The following is an 18,309-nucleotide window of genomic DNA, read 5'->3' as shown; positions in this document are numbered from 1 at the left end:
GGTAGATATACAAGTCAGGGAGCCGGTGATGCTACTACAGAAATCAAACCGGGAATTGAAACTCCTGATCCGCTTGGTGATTTTACGATTTCGGCTTACGCCAATTGGGAAGTGGATATCTGGAAAAAACTCCGTAATTCTAAAAAAGCAGCGTTAAACAGATATTTAGCGACTGTTGAAGGTAAAAACTTTGTAATTACAAATCTTATTGCCGAAGTTGCAGATTCTTATTATGAATTATTAGCTTTAGATACTCAGTTAGATATCGTAAAACAAACGATCACATTGCAAAGTAATGCTTTAGAAATTGTGAAAATTCAAAAGCAGGCTTCAAGAGCAACAGAATTAGGAGTTAAGAAATTTGAAGCTGAGGTTTTAACTTCAAAAAGTCTGGAATTTGGCATTTTGCAACAAATAAAGGAAGCGGAAAATAAAATCAACTTTTTGTTGGCGAGATATCCACAGGAAATCAAAAGAACAAACAGCACAAACTTCTTAAGTTTATTACCAGCAGCTGTAAGTTCAGGAATTCCGTCACAATTATTAGCAAATCGTCCGGATGTAAAACAAGCAGAACTAGAATTAGTAGCTGCAAAATTAGATGTAAAAGTAGCTCGTTCTGAGTTTTATCCTTCATTGGATATTTCGGCTGCAGTAGGAGTAAATGCTTTTAAACCATCGTATTTGTTTACATTCCCGGAATCAATTTTATATTCGTTAGCCGGAGATCTTGCTGCGCCTTTGATTAACAGAAATGCAATCAAAGCCGAATTTGCAAGTGCAAATGCAAGACAACTTCAGGCGTTATATAACTACGATCGTACGGTTTTGAATGCTTATTTAGAAGTTTCAAATCAGCTTTCTAAAATTGAAAACCTTCAAAAAGGATACGATCTTAAATCGCAACAAGTAGATGCTTTGAATACTTCTATTGATGTGTCTAACGATTTATTTAAATCAGCGAGAGTTGATTATTTCGAAGTGTTAATGACACAACGTGATGCATTAGAAGCAAAATTAGAATTGGTTGATACCAAAAAAGAACAACTTAATGCTGCTGTCCACGTTTATAGAGACTTAGGAGGCGGATGGAAATAATATTGCCTGTTAATTTGTAGATAAAAAGCCTTTCAAGAGTAAATTTTGAAAGGCTTTTTTATGTTTAAAATATTGGTAAAATTAAAATTTCACCGTTTACGTCTTCACGTAAAGTTTATAAGATTATAATATTCATATTTGTTTTCGAATTTTTATAACATAAACAATAATTGTCTAACTATGGTCAGCTACCGTAAAACAACGATATTTTTATTAGTATTAAATTATAATCATCAAATTGAAAAATAAGTACTAATTAAAATTGTTTACAAGAAAAATTTGTTAGTTTTGCTTTTTTTAACAAAAAATTACACGTTTAAATTCCTATAAATATTTACTATTTTATTGTCTTATATAATCTAAAATAAAAAAAACAACTAGTCTTATTCTGTTGGTATTGAGCTTTTTCTCTTACGCACAGCAAAAAATCACTTTTAATTATGATGCTGCAGGCAATCAAATTCTTCGGGAATTATGCATGTCTGGTTGCTCTCAATCTGCAAAACAAGCAGGAACTAAAAGTTACAGTTAATGCAGGAGTTCCGGATTATGTTTTTGCAAATGATTATAAATTAAAATCATTACAAGAAGTTGAAGAGTATATTAAGCAAAATAGTCATTTACCTGAAATCCCATCAGCTAAGGAAATTGAAAAAAATGGTTTAATGTTGGCTTAAATGAATTTGAACTTGCTTAAGAAAATAGAAGAAATGACACTTTATATGATTGAGCAGGAAAAGAAAAACAATAAGCAATCTTTACAAATTGAATCATTAGAAAAAGATAATTAATCTTTAAAACTATTTTCCAACCATTATCTAAAATTGAATAAAAATTAAAATAACATATGCATGAAAAAAATATTACTTTTTTTAATAATACTATTTTACTCGTTTTCCTATAGCCAAACGTTTAATGGTAATTTAGGATCTAAGGGTTTAAGTTGGTCACAAGACCAAAAAGATTTTGCAAGTCCTCCGCGAGTTGGTATTGATCCTATGTCTATAAAACTTTGGGATAATTATAATGCTGCAAATTCACCTTCTCAATATGGTTCATTATTGGAAATAAATGGAAGAGTTAATCATTTAGTTTCTCAGCTTTATTTTGTTGGCACAGGAGCTGACAATGACAGAATAAGATACAGAACTGCATTTTATGGTCAAAGTGGTTGGACCGATTGGCGTAACATATTAGATTCTAAAAATGATGTTGAATCTTCAGCTAATCTAAAAATTGGTGGAAGTGGCGGTATAGGAACTTCAGAGTTAACCTCTCCTTTGTCGATAGGAAATAATCATGGAGTTAAGTTATCGGTAGGAAATTCAGCATGGTTAAGTACTCCAATAATTGAAACGGGTTATACTAGTGCTACAGATGATTTTACAGATATAAAGGTTGCCAGTTTTCGTGCTAGTTATGGTTTTATTCGAATTTTAAAAAATGGTAATGTAGGTATTGGTTCAACAAATCCAGATTCAAAACTTACAGTTGCAGGAAATATTCATGCTCAGGAAGTAAAAGTTACACTTAATGCTGGAGTAATAGTTCCAGATTATGTTTTTGCAAAAGATTATAAATTAAAGTCATTGCAAGAAGTTGAAGAGTATATTAAGCAAAATAGTCATTTACCTGAAATCCCGTCAGCTAAGGAAATTGAAAAAAATGGATTAATGCTTGCTGAAATGAATTTGAATTTGCTTAAAAAAATGGAAGAAATGACACTTTATATGATTGAGTTGAATAAGAGAAATATTGTCTTAGAAAGACGATTAGAAACATTAGAGCTAAGAAATGAAAACTAGAATAATAGCATTGATAATTGTAATACTTGGTGTAATAAATTCAAATGCACAAACCTTAAACTCAACTTATAGTATAACGACACCTGGTGCAGCAGATGTTTTTAAAGGGGGGTATACTTTTTCGTATGCTAATGCAGGTACACCATGGAATGGCGCATTAATAAGTTTTGGAGGTTTTGATAATAGATACGATTGTCAGATTAATGCTGATTATGGTCAAAATGGAGGTGATCGAATTTCATTTAGAACCAGAAATGGAGATTTTAATGGTGGACTTGGAATTTGGAATCAGTGGAATGAATTAGCGACTCGAAATGGAAATACTTTTGTTGGAAATCAAATAGTTAATGGAAATATTGGGATTGGTGTATCCACGCCATCTGCTTTTTTAGATATCTATTCTCCAATTTTGGTCCAAGGAAAATATGATACACAAAAATGGTCTACCAGAGATGTCAATTATAATCTAAAATTGCAAACAATTTGGGACAATAATGGAGTTAACCAGCAATTTGTTCAGCGCTATAATGGAATAGATTATGCAGCGCTTTCTTTTTATTGCGGGAATGTTGGGGTAGGTGTCTCAAAGCCAGATTCCAAATTTACAGTTGCAGGAAATATTCATGCTCAGGAAGTAAAAGTTACAGTTAATGCAGGAGAAGTTCCGGATTATGTTTTTGCAAATGATTATAAATTAAAATCCTTACTAGAAGTAGAAGATTATATCAAGGAAAATAAACATTTACCTGAAATCCCTTCAGCAAAAGAAATTGAAAAAAATGGTTTGATGCTTGCAGAGATGAATTTGAACTTGCTTAAAAAAATAGAGGAGCTGACGCTTTACATGATTGAAATGAAAAAAGAAAATGAAGAAATGAAAAACAACCAAAAGAAATTTGAAAAAATGATTTTTGAACTTAGTAACAAAGAATAATATGAATAATTTATTTAAAATAATTTGTATTTCTTTACTTACGGTTATAAATATAAATGCCCAATCACTGTCTGATTTGCAACAACAAAATGCCAGAGCTACTGGATATGCAATTGTTGCAGCTCGAAATCCAGGCAAAAGTTTTTCTGTTAACGTGATTAAGTGGGATGGTATTCATGATTTAGAGTATAATGCTACTAATAAGATTAACTATGCCTGGCATCCTCAAGCAGTAGTGAAGGGGAATTATTTTGATCAACCCTTTGATGGCAATACTTTTACAACTTATAGTTCTGTAATACTAAGCCAGTCAGAATTTGATACTTATAAGTCTACTGGTACGGATTGGTGGATTATTTGCTCCACACTACCAGCTTTTAGTAATTCAGGGGTTTTGATTATGGATAATGGGAATGCCGGTATAGGAACGACTACTCCTTTCAGTAAATTATCTGTAGGAGGTTCCATAACAATAAATAGTGGTTTGAATAATACTTTACAGCGACCTGTTCTTTCAGCGGGAACTTCTGAGTATGGAGAAATTAGATCCTATAGTATGCATGGAAATTTAAAAGATGATGGTTTTTTAAGATTATCTGCCGGAGGGGGAACTACTCCTTGGGCAAAAACTTATATTGATTTATCAGGATATTCAACAGTTCCAGACATGGATCGTAATATTGTTTTTGGAACTTCAAATAATGAACGAATGCGTATTAATCAAGTTGGTAATGTAGGTATTGGCACAACAAATCCAGATTCAAAACTTACAGTTGCAGGAAATATTCATGCTCAGGAAGTAAAAGTTACGGTTAATGCAGGAGAAGTTCCGGATTATGTTTTTGCAAATGATTATAAATTAAAATCATTACAAGAAGTAGAAGATTATATCAAGGAAAATAAACATTTACCTGAAATCCCATCAGCTAAGGAAATTGAAAAAAATGGATTAATGTTGGCTGAAATGAATTTGAACTTGCTTAAGAAAATGGAAGAAATGACACTTTATATGATTGAGCAGGAAAAGAAAAACAATAAGCAATCTTTGCAAATCGAATCATTAGAAAAAGAAAATCAGGTTTTTAAGACCGTTTTCGAAAGATTATCTAAAATTGAAGAAAAATTAAAATAAATATCTGCATGAAAAAATTATTACTCTTTTTAATCGTACTATTTTGTTCAATTTCATATAGCCAGACATTTGATGGTAATTTAGGATCTAAAAGTTTGAATTGGAGTCAGGATCAAAAAGATTTCAACAGTCCTCCAAGGGTTGGTATAAGTCCTATGTCTATAAGGCTTTGGGATAATTATGGTGGCGCAAATGCACCTTCTGAATGGGGTTCTCTATTAGAAATAAATGGAAGAGAATCGCATTTAGATTCTCAAATTTATTTTGATCATACCTGGAACGGTGGAAGAATATTATACAGAAGTGCCTTTTACGCCCAAGATACCTGGGAAAGTTGGCGTTATCTCTTAGATTCTAAAAGCGATGTTGAATCCTCGGGAAATTTAAAAATAGCTGGAAGTAGGACTAGTTATATTTTAGGTAATCTTTGTATTGGAGCACCAAATACTGTTTCGCAAACCAAACTTTATGTTAAAGAAAGTGGAGATTCAAATAATATATGGAGAGGGCGAATTATTGCTTCAGGAGATATTAATTCTGTAGTCATAGGAGAATATAATGGTAAAGCATGGTTAGGAGCACATAATTCTCAATTGAATGCGTGGAGCGATCTTATTATTCAAGCAGAAGGAGGAAACGTAGGTATCGGCACAACGAATCCTGATTCAAAACTTACCATTGCAGGAAATATTCATGCACGTGAAGTAAAAGTTACACTTAATGCTGGAGTAATAGTTCCGGATTATGTTTTTGCAAATGATTATAAATTAAAATCATTACAAGAAGTTGAAGAGTATATTAAGCAAAATAGTCATTTACCTGAAATCCCGTCAGCTAAGGAAATTGAAAAAAATGGATTAATGCTGGCAGAAATGAATTTGAATTTATTAAAAAAGATTGAAGAACTGACATTACACGCAATCGAGCAACAAAAAAATATTACAGAATTGACTGAGATTGTCAAGGAACAAAATAAAAGATTAAATTCCTTAGAGAGTAAATAATCGTATTAATTTATAAATTAAAAAGCCTTTCAAGAGTAAATTTTGAAAGGCTTTTTAATTGATGGGAGAAGTGAGTTTTTTTCCTTGAAATTAATTATACCCAATGATTTTATTAAATTCATTATTTTTATAGAACCAAATTTAGATTTAAAACCAAAAAAGAAATTTGTCAACAACTAACGATATAATACGAAAAGTAATAAAACCTCAACCAGGACTTTCTGATTTTGTAGAAAATTTATGGATGCTTGAAAACACATCAGATTCACCTCATGAAATTGTTGTTTTACCTAATGGAAGGTTTGATATTATGTTTTTCTATTCTCCGGAACAATCCTTTCATATTGTGCGAATGGGTTTGGAAACAGAACCTGCGCAAACTGCGATTCCGCCAAAAGCGTTACTATTTGCTATTAGCTTCAAACTTCTTGCGATTGAATATTTGTTAGATGTAAAAGCGGCTTCAATAATAAATACTTCTGATGGTTTACCAAATGATTTTTGGGGAATTACAAAAAATGACCTAAATGATTTTGACCAATTCTGTGAGAAAGTCTCCGCTAAAATGATTTCTCTTATCAAGAAAGATATCGATCCCAGAAAGCAAAAATTATTTGAATTGATTTATGCTTCAAATGGTGCAATGTCTGTAAAAGAATTATCCGAAAAAGTATTTTGGAACAGTCGGCAGATCAACCGTTATTTTAATGATCATTTCGGAATTTCCTTAAAAACGTATTGTAATATTGTGCGATTCAAGGAATCATTGGAACATATTAAAGAAGGAAGACTTTTTCCTGAACTGAATTACACCGATCAAAATCATTTTATTAAAGAAATCAAAAGACTTTCAGGCGTTGTTCCCAAAGAATTATTCAAAGATAAAAATGACCGATTTCTACTATTCCATACGCTACCAAAGAAATAGTTTTGCAGTAATAAAACTAATTTTAAAAGTATGTTACTACAAAATAAAAAAATAGCAATCGTAGGAGGTGGTCCGGGCGGATTAACTCTTGCACGTCTTTTACAACTTAAAGGTGCTGACGTAAAAGTATATGAAAGAGATGAAAACAGAAATGTCAGATTACAAGGCGCAACGCTTGACCTGCATTATGAATCAGGATTAAAAGCAATTGAAACTGCCGGATTAATGGATGCTTTTAAAGCAAATTACCGACCTGATAATGATAGATATCGTGTTATGGATGAAAACGGAAATGTGTTTCATGATGACCATGCAAAAGAATCGACAGGAGCTTTTGGTGATGAATTCTTCAGACCTGAAATTGACCGCGGACCTTTAAGAGATATCTTATTAGATGCTCTTAAACCTGAAACTATAGTTTGGGACAGTCATATTGTTTCGCTTGAAAACAAGAATGATATTTGGGAAATTACTTTTAAAAATGGCAACGTTGCAATTGCTGATATTGTAATTGGAGCTGATGGTGCCAATTCAAAAATTCGTCCGTTTGTTACGCCAATTAAACCCATTTATTCTGGTGCTACTTATTTAGTCTGCAATATTCCTGATGCTGAAAAAAATGCTCTAAAATTGCATAATTTGACAAAAGGCGGAAAGATAACAGCTATGGCAAATTCTAAAAATTTATTTTTAAGTGCTAAAGGTGATGGAAGTCTGGATTTTTATATTGGCTGGAAAGTTGCTGAAAACTGGGCTATAGGAAGCGGAATTGATTTTAAAGATAACAAACAGGTTTTAGAATGGTTTAAAAAAGAATTCGCAGATTGGAATTCGATGTGGCTTGAATTGTTTGATTATGACCAAACTCATTTTGTTGTAAGACCTTTGTATGGTATGCCATTAGATCAATATTGGGAAACTCAGTCAAATATAACCTTACTTGGTGATGCTGCTCATTTATTGCCACCAAATGGAGAAGGAGTGAACTCGGCAATGCTGGACGCGTTGTTTTTAAATGAAAATTTAACTAACGGAAAGTTCGCTGATATAAAAGAGGCAATAAGTGATTATGAAAAGCAAATGTTCAAAAGATTTACTGTTGAAGGAAAAGAAACGGCTGAAATGATGGATTGGATGTATTCACCAAACGGACTTAAAACAATGGTTGCATTGTTTCACCAAATGCCAGATTAAAAATAATACTGAATAACGAATGCCTTTCTATGATAATTAGAAATGCTTTTTTTATAATATTTCGTTAGCTATTTTTATAAAATTAACTAAGAATAAAATCTATTGCTTAATTTTTTTGCTCGCAGATCTGGCAGATTTAGCAGATTTCCCCCCTTTATGTTAGTTATTTGATTAAGATTAAATTTTAAAATTTTTCTGCCTAAATATGTGAAATCTGCATAAAATTTTATCTAGCAGCTTTGAATCCAGTTTGTCCTCCTGAGCGAAGTCGAAGGACGCGCTAGTAACTCGACAAAGATTGACGATTTTGATTGTAGAGCTGCTTTGTGTCCTTCGACTTCTCTCAGGATGACAAACTTCGAATCTATTTGGCAAGAGTTAAAGCTTTGTAGTTAAAATATTAAACTTTATTTAGGTACAGATATTTTAACTCTAAACCCTTTATCAGGTTCTGTATCAAAATCAATAGTTCCTTTAACGGCCTGAATACGGCTTTCCATGTTTTGGAGACCATTTTTTACAATCTTGGTTTTTTCACTTCCTTTACCATTATCAGTATAGTTTATCAAAATTGATTTTTGATCACTTTCAAATTTTATAACAACCAGATTAGCACCGCTGTGTTTCTTCATATTCACCATTAATTCCTGTAAAACACGGCTGATAGTGATCTTTTTTATATCATCAATAATTTCCCAGTCGATACTTTCTAAATTAGTGGTCATTATATTTCTTTCGCCGGTATTAAAAGCCGAAAGCATTTCTTTTATGCTGTTGGTAAAATCTATACCAGTATCAATTCTGTTGTTTTCTCTTGAAATTCCTCTTACGCGCCCGTAAATATCATCTAGTTTTTGGAGTAGATTTTCTTTGGTACTTTCCATAGATAATTGCTGAGATTCGGCAAAAGCAATTACATGATAGACATCGTTTGCCAATTCATCATGGATTTTTTTAGCAATTCGGGTTTCAGTATTATACGAAGTTCTGAATTCTATAGCTCTGTTTTTATTTCGATAATAACGTATTAAAATGGCAATTAAAATAACCAGAAAGATAAAAGCAATTGCAAATACAATTCGGAGGTATTTGTCTTTTTGAAGAGATAATTGATTTTCTGCTTTTTCTAAACGAAGTTTTACGTTTTCGTCTTTTTCTTTTTTAGAATCGTATTTAATTTTAGCAAACTTATTTTTGAACTTATTTCTAACCTTAATAATGCTGTCATTTAATGTAAAATATTTTTGAACATACTTGTTGTTTTGAGCACTATGATCATTTGAAATTAAAATTTGGAGCGCTTCTAATCTTTCGTCAATACTATTTAGTTTTGTAGATATATTGTAAGCCATAAGAGCATTTTCATTTGACTTTTTAATGTCTTTTTTAGCATAATAGTCGGCAAGGTGTAAATAGCTTTCAATACTTCCATAAGTATCCTTTATTTCATTTCTTATTTTGAGCGCTTGATTCATTAAAGAAAATCCTTTCTTATCCATTCCTTTCTTAAAATAGGCATAACCCAAATTGTCCATAAATCTGGACTTTCTATCTGCCTGATCTCTTTCATTTAATAATTTTTTGCTTAATAGGAATTCTAAAAGAGCGATTGCATTATTATATTTTTTTTGTTGGATATAAACAGCTGCGATATTACTTAAAGAACCTTGTTTTTCAACTGGATCTGTATAATTATTTGTTGCTTCTTTATAATAAAAAATAGCATCATCATAAAGAGAAAGTTCTTTATCAGCAATGCCCAATATCTTATTTATAGAACCTGTATAGGGACTCTTTTTTTTGACATAGTTTAATGCTTCAGTTGCGGTTTCTTTACTACCATAATAATCTCCATTGACTTGCTGAATTGATGCGATTTGAGTAAGTATCCACGCTATGTTGGCACTGTCTTTTAACGTTTCATAAAGTGCTTTTGATTGAGTAAATTCATGAAAAGCAGCATTGAAGTTTTGTTTATTAAAGTATTCAATTCCTTTACCTCGTAAAGCAAGAGCCTCTTTTCGTGTAGGTTCTGTATCAATATTGACAACCTTTTTTTCTTTACATGAAAAAAGAAAAAGAAGAATAATAAAACAAAAAAACGGGGACCGTAACATATAAATTTACTTTCCCCGAAAATAGTAATTAATTAGATACTAAAAATATATATTTAGTGATCAGTTTCAGGTGGCGGTGGATTTTTACCGTCATCACCAGGACCATCAGCGTAAGTCGCTTTTAATGGTTGAACAGTTTTTTGTATATCCTGTTTTGTTTGTGTCTCGTACTCATCAGGAGTACAAGAAAATATAGTAAATAATAGCGCAAAAGCGATAAAAATTATTAGATTTTTCATTTTGATTTAATTTAGAAATTAGACATGAGTATTGCTGTCCGGAGTTATCCAGAGCTTGTTAATGGCAATACCAAATTGTTTTTTGAGAAGTAAAGCTTGTAGAACTGTAAGACCTTATTTTATACTTCTCGAATAAATTCAGTCTTACGATTTTCTACATTGCTATTTGAATTAGTTTCACATTTTTGTTAAATCTGCAGGTATAAACTTGAACTAATTTCTATGGCAAAGGAACGACGCTTTCAAATGTTTGTAGATAAGGGATTCCCACAATTCCCGCGTTTTCCTGAGATTCCCGGAAATTCCTTAAAATAAAATACAATGCATAGTAATTTAGTTTTGTCAGAATGTTTTATTTTAATGTGAAACCAATCGAACCTTTATTTAATAGATACAAAAAGTCCATAAAAGGTTGTCTTGGACTATTAAAAAAAAGCTAAAAAATAGAGTAGTGAAGAAATCAAACATAGAGTTATATTTGGTTTGGTGGAAAATGAAAATGAAGAGTCGAAAGAAGTTCCCGATTAGGAAATCTTTACTTTAATTTTTGATGATATATTTCTAAAAAAATAGTTTAGAAGATATATCCGGAAAAAATAATTTACGGTAGGAATTGGAGCTGTCGCTTTGGTATCATCTGCGCTTTTGTATTTTGTGCAGAAAAAAGATTAGACAGAATAGTTTCAGAATGAAACCGGGAAGCATTTTGAAAAATAAAATGCAGGAAGAAGTAAAAAGAATAATTTTTTGGAAAGGAATTAAGACCTTTAGAAAGTTTGTTTTTTGGCATATATTATCTTTTATTTATATCTTAAAGATAAGAAAAAAAAGCGAACAAACCTAATGAAATCAAGGAATTTAGTCCTTTTTTTGCTTTGAAATTGATGTTTTTTTTTTTGAATTTTCCTCGTGTTAATTCTTAAATTTTAAGGCAATAAAACTTGCTTTTTCCGGATAGCCGGATTTTGGAATAAAATTATTTATATTTATATCCGTTGGGTGTAATTAAAAAAAAACATATATTTCGACGAGGATTTGACGGATTCGTTATCACGAAGACACGGATTTACACGGATCTTTTTTAAATTCAATATAAAAATCTGCGAAAATCCGTTTTTGCAAAGCATATCTGTTTATCCGCGTTCTAATTTTACAGTTTGTATTTTAACTTAATTGCACCCAACGGGTTTATATTTATAAAACATTATAATAAATGTTCATTGTAGAACTATCAGTTAAAAATATCCTTATGAAAAAGTTTCTAATAGTATTAATTGTTTTATCCGTTTTTGGTTGTAAAAAATATGTTGTCTCGTTTGAACAGCCAACGAATATGAAACTTGACAACTTAAAACTGGAAGTACTTCTGGATAAAAAGAAAGTTCAGGAAATTAACTTAAAAGCAACAAATGCAATGCCTGAATATGAAACAGCAAAATTGCCAATATCTGATGATGGAAAACATCTGCTTCAGTTTAAAGTAAGAGATACCACGTTTAGTTATGAGGTAAATTATCCCGAAGAAAGATATATTCTTGTGTCAGCATTTTTAAAAAATAATGGCAAGCTTCATGTTGGAATTTTAAAACAGCAATATAGTTTTAGAGTTCAGCGATAAATGATTTTATTTCAAATGCAAAAAGCCTTTCACATTTAATTGCGAAAGGCTTTTTGTATTTTTAAGCATCAGTTTTAAGATAAAAAATCCTTAAACCACAATCCTGAATGTTTAATAGTTCTTTGTTGTGTGTCAAAATCAACGTGAATTAACCCGAATCTGGCATTATAACCTTCTGCCCATTCAAAGTTATCGGTCAAACTCCAAACGAAATATCCTTCGACATTGAGACCGTCTTTTTTGGCTTTTAGAATTTGTTCTAAATGATCCTGAATATAATGTGTACGTTTGATATCATACACTTTTCCGTTGGTAAGAATATCTGGAAAAGCGGCACCATTTTCGGTAATTATGATTTTTTTTATGCCTTTGTATTCGTTGAATTTTTTAAGGACTTCATAAAGTGCCGGAGGATAAACTTCCCATCCCATATCAGTTGAAATCACGTTTCTTTTTTCGGCGCTGATTAATTCGGCACCAATGTACGGAATCAGTATTGATGATTTTACGACTTCGCGAGTATAACATTGCAGCCCTATAAAGTCAAAATCGAAAGCAAGATTATTGAGATCATCCTCTAAAATATAATTATTGAGTTTTTTTAGCACAGGCAAATCGGCTTGCGGATAACCCAATCCTAAAATAGGCTCAATAAAAGTGCGGTTTAATAAAGTATCAACACGTTTTGCGGCATCAATATCTTTTTGGTTTTGCGTGGCAGGTTCAATATGTGTACAGGAAAAAGTGGTTCCTATATTAGCATCTAAAACTTTTTCATGAAGTATTTTTGCGCCCGCTGTCGTCGATAATGTAACGTGATGCATGGCTTTTAGATAATTTGTAATCCCTTTTTTTCCCGGAGCATGAATGCCCAGAAAATATCCTGCGCCCGTAAAAACAGAAGGTTCATTAATTACCATCCAGTTTTTGACACGATCGCCAAAATGTTGCGCACAAACAGCCACATATTGGGAGAACCATGTAACAGATTCCCGATTGGTCCATCCGCCTTTTGTTTCTAGAGCATGTGGTAAATCCCAATGATAAAGCGTAATCCAGGGTTCTATTCCTGATGCTAATAAAGAATCGATAATCTTGTTGTAATAATCAATTCCGGCTTGATTTACAGGATGAATTCCGGTAGGCATAATTCTGCTCCAGCTGATTGAAAACCTAAAATTCGGAATGTTTAATTCACTTATTAAGTCAATATCGTTTTGGTATGAATTATAGAAATCGCAAGCGGTTAAGGCATGATGTCCGTTTTTTATTTTTCCTTTTTGAGATGTAAAAACATCCCAGATAGACGAACCTTTTCCATCGGCATCATGAGCCCCTTCAATTTGGAAAGCGGCGGTTGAAACACCCCACAAGAAATCATCTCCAAATTGGTTTTTGTTTAAAAATGAGTTCTCAATTTTATTCATTCAAATAAGTTTTCCTTTATTTTAAGTGTAATCTATTAATGAAGGAAAGACGATTGCATAGCTCTTAAAAAAAGCCATTCTTTGAAAGAAACCAGAAAATTTAGGTTGAAAAATTTCATAACGTTTAGTTTTATTCAAATTAATAAAACTAATGTGAATTAAACGTAAAGTGATTATTATCAAATGATTAAATATTGTATTGGAATAAAAAAATCAATCTTCCCAGCCACAAAGTGTAAGTCCTAAACCTTGTGCCTGTTTTAGGGATGTTTTTACCGTTCCATGACTACAAGATGATAAACCGCGGCAAGTTTCGTTAAAGTGATATTTTTTAGCACCGGTTGAACCACAGATATAAACTGAAGTTTCGGGCAAATTAAAAGAAGTAAATACAACAAAGAGTAGGATTAAAATGTATTTCATCAGAGTTTTATTTGACAATTAATTGATATTCATTTCCTTTCAGGTCAGTAGCTTTTAGTTTTCCGTATGAAATCCATTCCGTATTAATTTCGATATCAGCAATAGAATCACAAATTAAAATTCCGGCGCCGTATTTTCCCTGAACATTGATATTCCCGCAAACCGAATCACCTTTTATATTGATTCCTTTTACATCATAATTGTATTCATATTGTCCCGGATTTCCGGTTCTGTATTCGTAATGGTACGTGTTGTTAATGTGATACGTTTTCGCTTCTTCCGGCGTAATTGTTTTTCGGTCATCCGGAGTAATTCTGGCGACCTGTTTATAAAACGAATTAATTTTCAACGAAGGAGCAGAAGCTTTTTTACAGGAAAAAATTACGAGCAATAAAAATAAGGTTAGGTAGTTTTTTGACATAGGCGTTGGATAAAATTTAAATCTTAATTATACAATTTAATCGTTCTTAAATTTGACATAAGTGTTTAGATAGGTATTTAGTTTAGTACCTTTTATAGCTAATCGTTTCATGTTCTCAACATGTTTTTGACCGGCTTTTTTATAGCTGTATTGATATGTTTCTCCAGATGAAAATCGTATTTTTATATAATCTGGTCCAATTTCGTAAGCAGAAATTCCTGAATTACCGCTGCTATTCCTGTATTTTTCCATCATTTTTTATTTCTCTAAATCTAATTAGAATTACAATCAATAAGATACGTATTTATACTTGATTTTAATATCTGTATTCAAAAACCGATCAGTCTTTCAGCGATTTCTTCCCTGTCAATAATTATTTGAGAGGGAAGAATCATTTGTATCTGATTGTTTATTGGATTTTTAAAAAGTTGAAAGTTTCCTCTACAATTTTTATATCGAAATTGAAATGCTTGTAATCCTTTGAAAAATCCCTCTTTTTGAGTTATTTCAAAGACGTGATTAGAGCAGGATTTTTTAAAAATGCATCTTTTTCTATTAGATGGCGGAATAAATTTCCAATACAATTGAATAATAAATAAGATTACATATTTCATTTTTTCTAAAAAACAACCATTTGTCTTGTTGTTGTATAACCAGGCTTGGCAGCGAAACCAAAGCAGCCGTTATCCGGATGAACAAATGTTGATACGCTTTCAAGGCGCACATATTCCCAACCTTGATGATTATGAAATTTGATAAGACTTTCAAGTTGTTCTGCAACATGATCTGAAGTTCCTTTTTTAGGATCGATTGAAGCTACGAATGCTATTACTTTATATTCCATAATTTTTAAGTTTTAATTATTATTTGAGTTTTTAATTATTCAAATGTAAACCCAATTAAAACCAGTATTTTATGGAAATTCGTAAATTAGAAAGAATTTGTAGAAGTTCTCTAAATAGAAAAAAAGAGGACAAATAAATTTCCTCTTTAAATATATTGATGATGTATTTTTATTACTTTTTTAAAATAAAATCTTTAATAATAGTTTCCATATTCGATGGAAGATCAGCATTTTTAATCTCGAAACGACTTATTTTCATTTCTGTAAACCATTTTGTCCAATATGCTTTTATTACTTTTTCTTCATAAGGATTATTATGATTTGGATTAATCCCGATTACTAAAACTTCAAGATTTGATAAATCCTCATTTGCTTTAATAAATCCAAAATCCTGCTCATGCATTTTTTTATCCCAATCCTGAGTGTTTAATTTGTTTTTTCTAATCAGTTCAGGAGTTATATAAGTAGTCCGGTTTTCCTCTTTTATTACCGTTCTTTCATAAAACATATATCCGTCAGTTAATACAACAAGTATATTTCTATAATTGTTTTCAATACATTGATCTTTTATTTTGCTGTCAAAAAAACTCCAAATATCTGAACCAACATATTTATTATCTTTTATTGCCGAATCGTAAATTTTTGATGTTTGTATAGCATAATTTGAGTTTATTGAATTTAGTAAATCCTTTGAAGCATTGTTTTTATCAATAGCAATTCTCAAATTTTTAGCGATTGTATTTATTGCGGGATCAAGCGGTTCCGGATTAAAAAACAATTGCATTTTATCATCAATTTGTCTTATTCTTTTAGATTTTAAATGTTGCGTAAAAGCCTCAGAAATCGATTTTATATATCCCAAATCCCGTTGGTAATATTCCATTGTAGGATTTGAATTTTTTTGAAGGCTAATTCTGTCTGATAAATCAAGTAGAATACTGATATTATAATTTTCTTCGGCAGGACTTTTTACTGCGATTTTTTTTTCTTCTTTTTCAGAATCGTTCTTGCACGAGATCGTTAAAACCAGCAATAAAGACATTACAGTTATTGTCAAAATATTTTTCATAGCTATTAGTTTTTAGAATATACCAGATGTTGAAAATCAGGATCTACTAGGTTTAATTTACTTAAATGCTCTTCTGAAAAAAGATCACAACTTTCTAATAGTGCTGTTTTTTCTGTATATGGCAAAGCTATTTCGGTATTAATTGCCTGAAACCAACCTTCTTTATATTGATGATGATAATGTAGATATTCTTTTACAGGAAATACAAAACCATCGATTTTAGACTGAAGTTCAGAGACTTTTCCGGTTATGGTAACTATTTGCTGTTTAAAGTCATTGACTTTGTTGATATAATCTGTTTTTAGTTTTTCCAGATCAATTAATTTCTCTTTTTTGCCTCTTATAAAAGCTCTGATTTTATCAATGTTTTCAAATTCTTTCATTACAAAATCAAATACAAGTCCCCAAATAATGTAAACGACAAATCCTGCAAATATGATCATCCAAAACTCTGCTTCTCCCAATGCAATATTTAAATTATATGGAGCAGAATCTGTCGTTTTATTAAATTCATAGATCTTTTTTTCAATTTGATAAGCCAATAAAGCATCAAACAAAAATGTTGTGGCAAAAAGCGCAATCATTCTGAAAATATTCTTGATTCCTTTTCCTTTTTGAACCATATGAATTACGTAACCCAAACCCATAAATACAAACGGAATTGTTGTTACTAAAACGCCTTCAAGCCAACTTGCTTTAAAAGAATTTGTTAAAGCATTTGCATCAAAAATGGCAGCTGTTAAACTATCATTTGCAAATTCCTTGAAAAAAGCAGAATATGAAGCCGAAATATAAAATACTAATACATAAAGAGTTATAGGAAGTAATAAAAATAACCCGATATAAAATTGCGCTTTTAATCCCTTACCATCTTCAATGCCATATTTATCAGGATTGCGTTTTACCTCGATAATTTCGTTTTTTATTTGGTCAATAGTAGTATTAACATCCTGTTCTTTTTTTTCGAATATTCCAATTGCTGCTTCAGATTTTTTAAGCTCCGTTCTGTTTTTTTCCTGCTCTTCCTTATAAGGTTGCTTTAATCTGTCTTGTTCTGCTTTTTGCTTTCGGCATTGATCTTCAAAACTCATATATAAATTTTGCAAACACGCTTTTAAAACAATAGGTTTTCCGGTTGCTTTTATTGATGCTGCAAATCCACTTTGATAATAAGTAATTCTAATTTGCTCGCGATCATTTTCATTTTCTTCAAAAGCATTTGCCAGCGCATCTTCTGCTTTTTTTAAACTAAATAATTGTGTAAGTGACTTCATTAGTTATGAATTTAGCTGATTAATAATTTCTTCTTTTCCAATGTTTTTCTGAACGCAATCAATAAGATAACTTGATAAATCGTTAATATTCTCGTCCAGGAAATTAAATTTCCTACAATACTTTTTTAGCATATTTTCTTCGTCATCGGTAATTTTTCCATCAGCCCAAATAATTCTTGTAAAATCGTATAAATATTCAATTTTTGTATTTAAGGTTTCGGGTACAAGTAATTGATTGTTAATTGGATTTAGGAAAAGTTTGTCCAATTCTTCTCTTGAAATTCCTCGTTCATCAGCAAAGTGATATAACATCTGAAGTTCTAAAACATTAAATTGATCATCTGATAATGCCATTTGATATAATCTTAAAAAATGGCTTTGCAATTCTAGTGTTATCATGTTTTTTAAATTTGTTATTTTAAGTTTTCACATACAATTCCGTCTCCATCAGAATCTAAGTTTTTGTAACATTTTTTGTTACTATCAAAAGCTGCTTGCGCTTGAGAACGATTTGCAAAATCGCCACAAGTTTTAGTTGGGCAATTTGAGCTTGAGGAATTGCCTGTTGAACCAGTTGAACCTTGTATATCAGTTGTATCTTCATTTGATGAATCTGATGAATCAGAACATGAAATACCTAATCCCAATGTCATTGCTAACAAAACAATTAACATGCATCCTTTATTTTTGTTTGAATAAGATCTTGATCTCGTGTTGGTAAAATGTCCCTGAACATAAGTTCCGTCTTTTCTATAATATGATTTTCTGTATCCCATTATTGT

21 protein-coding genes are annotated in these 18,309 nt (G+C 31.3%); 9 read left to right on the top strand and 12 right to left on the bottom strand.

Annotated elements, in window-relative coordinates:
- The 8 genes from ACHZDT_RS04620 to ACHZDT_RS04585 form a co-directional block, all read left to right on the top strand.
- Positions 1–1,098, top strand: a 1,098-nt coding sequence (locus tag ACHZDT_RS04620; RefSeq protein ID WP_394773475.1) for a TolC family protein, incomplete at its 5' end; no start/stop codon positions are given.
- 440 nt (positions 1,099–1,538) lie between these two features.
- Positions 1,539–1,775: a hypothetical protein gene (locus tag ACHZDT_RS04615; protein ID WP_394773474.1), complete on the top strand. Its 237-nt coding sequence runs from the start codon at positions 1,539–1,541 to the stop codon at positions 1,773–1,775.
- Positions 1,776–1,949: 174 nt separating this feature from the next.
- Positions 1,950–2,903 (top strand): hypothetical protein, encoded by a 954-nt coding sequence (locus tag ACHZDT_RS04610; RefSeq protein WP_394773473.1) that lies wholly within the window; start codon positions 1,950–1,952, stop codon positions 2,901–2,903.
- Positions 2,893–3,837, top strand: a complete 945-nt coding sequence (locus ACHZDT_RS04605) for a hypothetical protein (protein WP_394773472.1) — start codon at positions 2,893–2,895, stop codon at positions 3,835–3,837. The genes ACHZDT_RS04610 and ACHZDT_RS04605 overlap by 11 nt, the downstream gene beginning before the upstream one ends.
- Before the next feature lies 1 nt (position 3,838).
- Complete coding sequence (locus tag ACHZDT_RS04600) at positions 3,839–4,969, top strand: tail fiber protein (protein ID WP_394773471.1); 1,131 nt, start codon at positions 3,839–3,841, stop codon at positions 4,967–4,969.
- Between the two features lie 8 nt (positions 4,970–4,977).
- Positions 4,978–5,973: a hypothetical protein gene (locus tag ACHZDT_RS04595; RefSeq protein WP_394773470.1), complete on the top strand. Its 996-nt coding sequence runs from the start codon at positions 4,978–4,980 to the stop codon at positions 5,971–5,973.
- A 166-nt stretch (positions 5,974–6,139) separates the two neighbouring features.
- Positions 6,140–6,901, top strand: a complete 762-nt coding sequence (locus ACHZDT_RS04590) for a DUF6597 domain-containing transcriptional factor (RefSeq protein WP_394773469.1) — start codon at positions 6,140–6,142, stop codon at positions 6,899–6,901.
- A 30-nt stretch (positions 6,902–6,931) separates the two neighbouring features.
- A complete protein-coding gene (locus ACHZDT_RS04585) occupies positions 6,932–8,095 on the top strand; it encodes an FAD-dependent oxidoreductase (RefSeq protein WP_394773468.1) in 1,164 nt (387 codons plus the stop codon).
- A 407-nt stretch (positions 8,096–8,502) separates the two neighbouring features.
- Here ACHZDT_RS04585 and ACHZDT_RS04580 read toward each other — a convergent pair whose 3' ends face one another.
- The gene (locus ACHZDT_RS04580; protein WP_394773467.1) at positions 8,503–10,212 is read right to left on the bottom strand and encodes an ATP-binding protein; all 1,710 of its coding nucleotides are present in this window, start codon (positions 10,210–10,212) and stop codon (positions 8,503–8,505) included.
- Positions 10,213–10,265: 53 nt separating this feature from the next.
- Positions 10,266–10,451 (bottom strand): hypothetical protein, encoded by a 186-nt coding sequence (locus ACHZDT_RS04575; protein WP_394773466.1) that lies wholly within the window; start codon positions 10,449–10,451, stop codon positions 10,266–10,268.
- Between the two features lie 1,249 nt (positions 10,452–11,700).
- Between ACHZDT_RS04575 and ACHZDT_RS04570 the strand changes: the two genes are divergently transcribed.
- Positions 11,701–12,069 (top strand): hypothetical protein, encoded by a 369-nt coding sequence (locus ACHZDT_RS04570; protein WP_394773465.1) that lies wholly within the window; start codon positions 11,701–11,703, stop codon positions 12,067–12,069.
- 74 nt (positions 12,070–12,143) lie between these two features.
- On the opposite strand, the gene ACHZDT_RS04565 is transcribed toward ACHZDT_RS04570, so the two are convergent.
- The 10 genes from ACHZDT_RS04565 to ACHZDT_RS04520 all read right to left on the bottom strand — a co-directional run bounded on the left by ACHZDT_RS04565 (position 12,144) and on the right by ACHZDT_RS04520 (position 18,303).
- The gene (locus ACHZDT_RS04565; protein WP_394773464.1) at positions 12,144–13,496 is read right to left on the bottom strand and encodes a GH1 family beta-glucosidase; all 1,353 of its coding nucleotides are present in this window, start codon (positions 13,494–13,496) and stop codon (positions 12,144–12,146) included.
- 213 nt (positions 13,497–13,709) lie between these two features.
- Positions 13,710–13,919: a hypothetical protein gene (locus tag ACHZDT_RS04560; RefSeq protein ID WP_394773463.1), complete on the bottom strand. Its 210-nt coding sequence runs from the start codon at positions 13,917–13,919 to the stop codon at positions 13,710–13,712.
- Positions 13,920–13,926: 7 nt separating this feature from the next.
- Entirely contained in the window at positions 13,927–14,340 is a 414-nt protein-coding gene (locus ACHZDT_RS04555) for a hypothetical protein (RefSeq protein ID WP_394773462.1), read from the bottom strand.
- A 36-nt stretch (positions 14,341–14,376) separates the two neighbouring features.
- A complete protein-coding gene (locus ACHZDT_RS04550; RefSeq protein ID WP_394773461.1) occupies positions 14,377–14,595 on the bottom strand; it encodes a hypothetical protein in 219 nt (72 codons plus the stop codon).
- A 74-nt stretch (positions 14,596–14,669) separates the two neighbouring features.
- The gene (yidD, locus tag ACHZDT_RS04545) at positions 14,670–14,954 is read right to left on the bottom strand and encodes a membrane protein insertion efficiency factor YidD (protein ID WP_394773460.1); all 285 of its coding nucleotides are present in this window, start codon (positions 14,952–14,954) and stop codon (positions 14,670–14,672) included.
- 5 nt (positions 14,955–14,959) lie between these two features.
- Positions 14,960–15,184 carry a hypothetical protein gene (locus tag ACHZDT_RS04540; protein ID WP_394773459.1) on the bottom strand — a complete coding sequence of 75 codons (225 nt, stop codon included), beginning with the start codon at positions 15,182–15,184 and terminating at the stop codon, positions 14,960–14,962.
- Between the two features lie 172 nt (positions 15,185–15,356).
- A complete protein-coding gene (locus tag ACHZDT_RS04535) occupies positions 15,357–16,253 on the bottom strand; it encodes a hypothetical protein (protein WP_394773458.1) in 897 nt (298 codons plus the stop codon).
- 5 nt (positions 16,254–16,258) lie between these two features.
- Positions 16,259–17,527 (bottom strand): ABC transporter permease, encoded by a 1,269-nt coding sequence (locus ACHZDT_RS04530; RefSeq protein WP_394773457.1) that lies wholly within the window; start codon positions 17,525–17,527, stop codon positions 16,259–16,261.
- 3 nt (positions 17,528–17,530) lie between these two features.
- On the bottom strand, positions 17,531–17,926 hold the full coding sequence (locus ACHZDT_RS04525; RefSeq protein ID WP_394773456.1) for a hypothetical protein: 396 nt from the start codon (positions 17,924–17,926) through the stop codon (positions 17,531–17,533).
- A 14-nt stretch (positions 17,927–17,940) separates the two neighbouring features.
- Positions 17,941–18,303, bottom strand: coding sequence for a calcium-binding protein (locus tag ACHZDT_RS04520; RefSeq protein WP_394773455.1), 363 nt, complete (start codon positions 18,301–18,303; stop codon positions 17,941–17,943).
- Between the last annotated feature and the right edge of the window lie 6 nt (positions 18,304–18,309).

This window comes from Flavobacterium sp., from assembly GCF_043722275.1.
Classification (GTDB): Bacteria; Bacteroidota; Bacteroidia; order Flavobacteriales; family Flavobacteriaceae; genus Flavobacterium.
The sequence above is the reverse complement of the archived record's forward strand: the minus strand, read 5'-3'. Positions and strand labels throughout refer to the sequence as shown.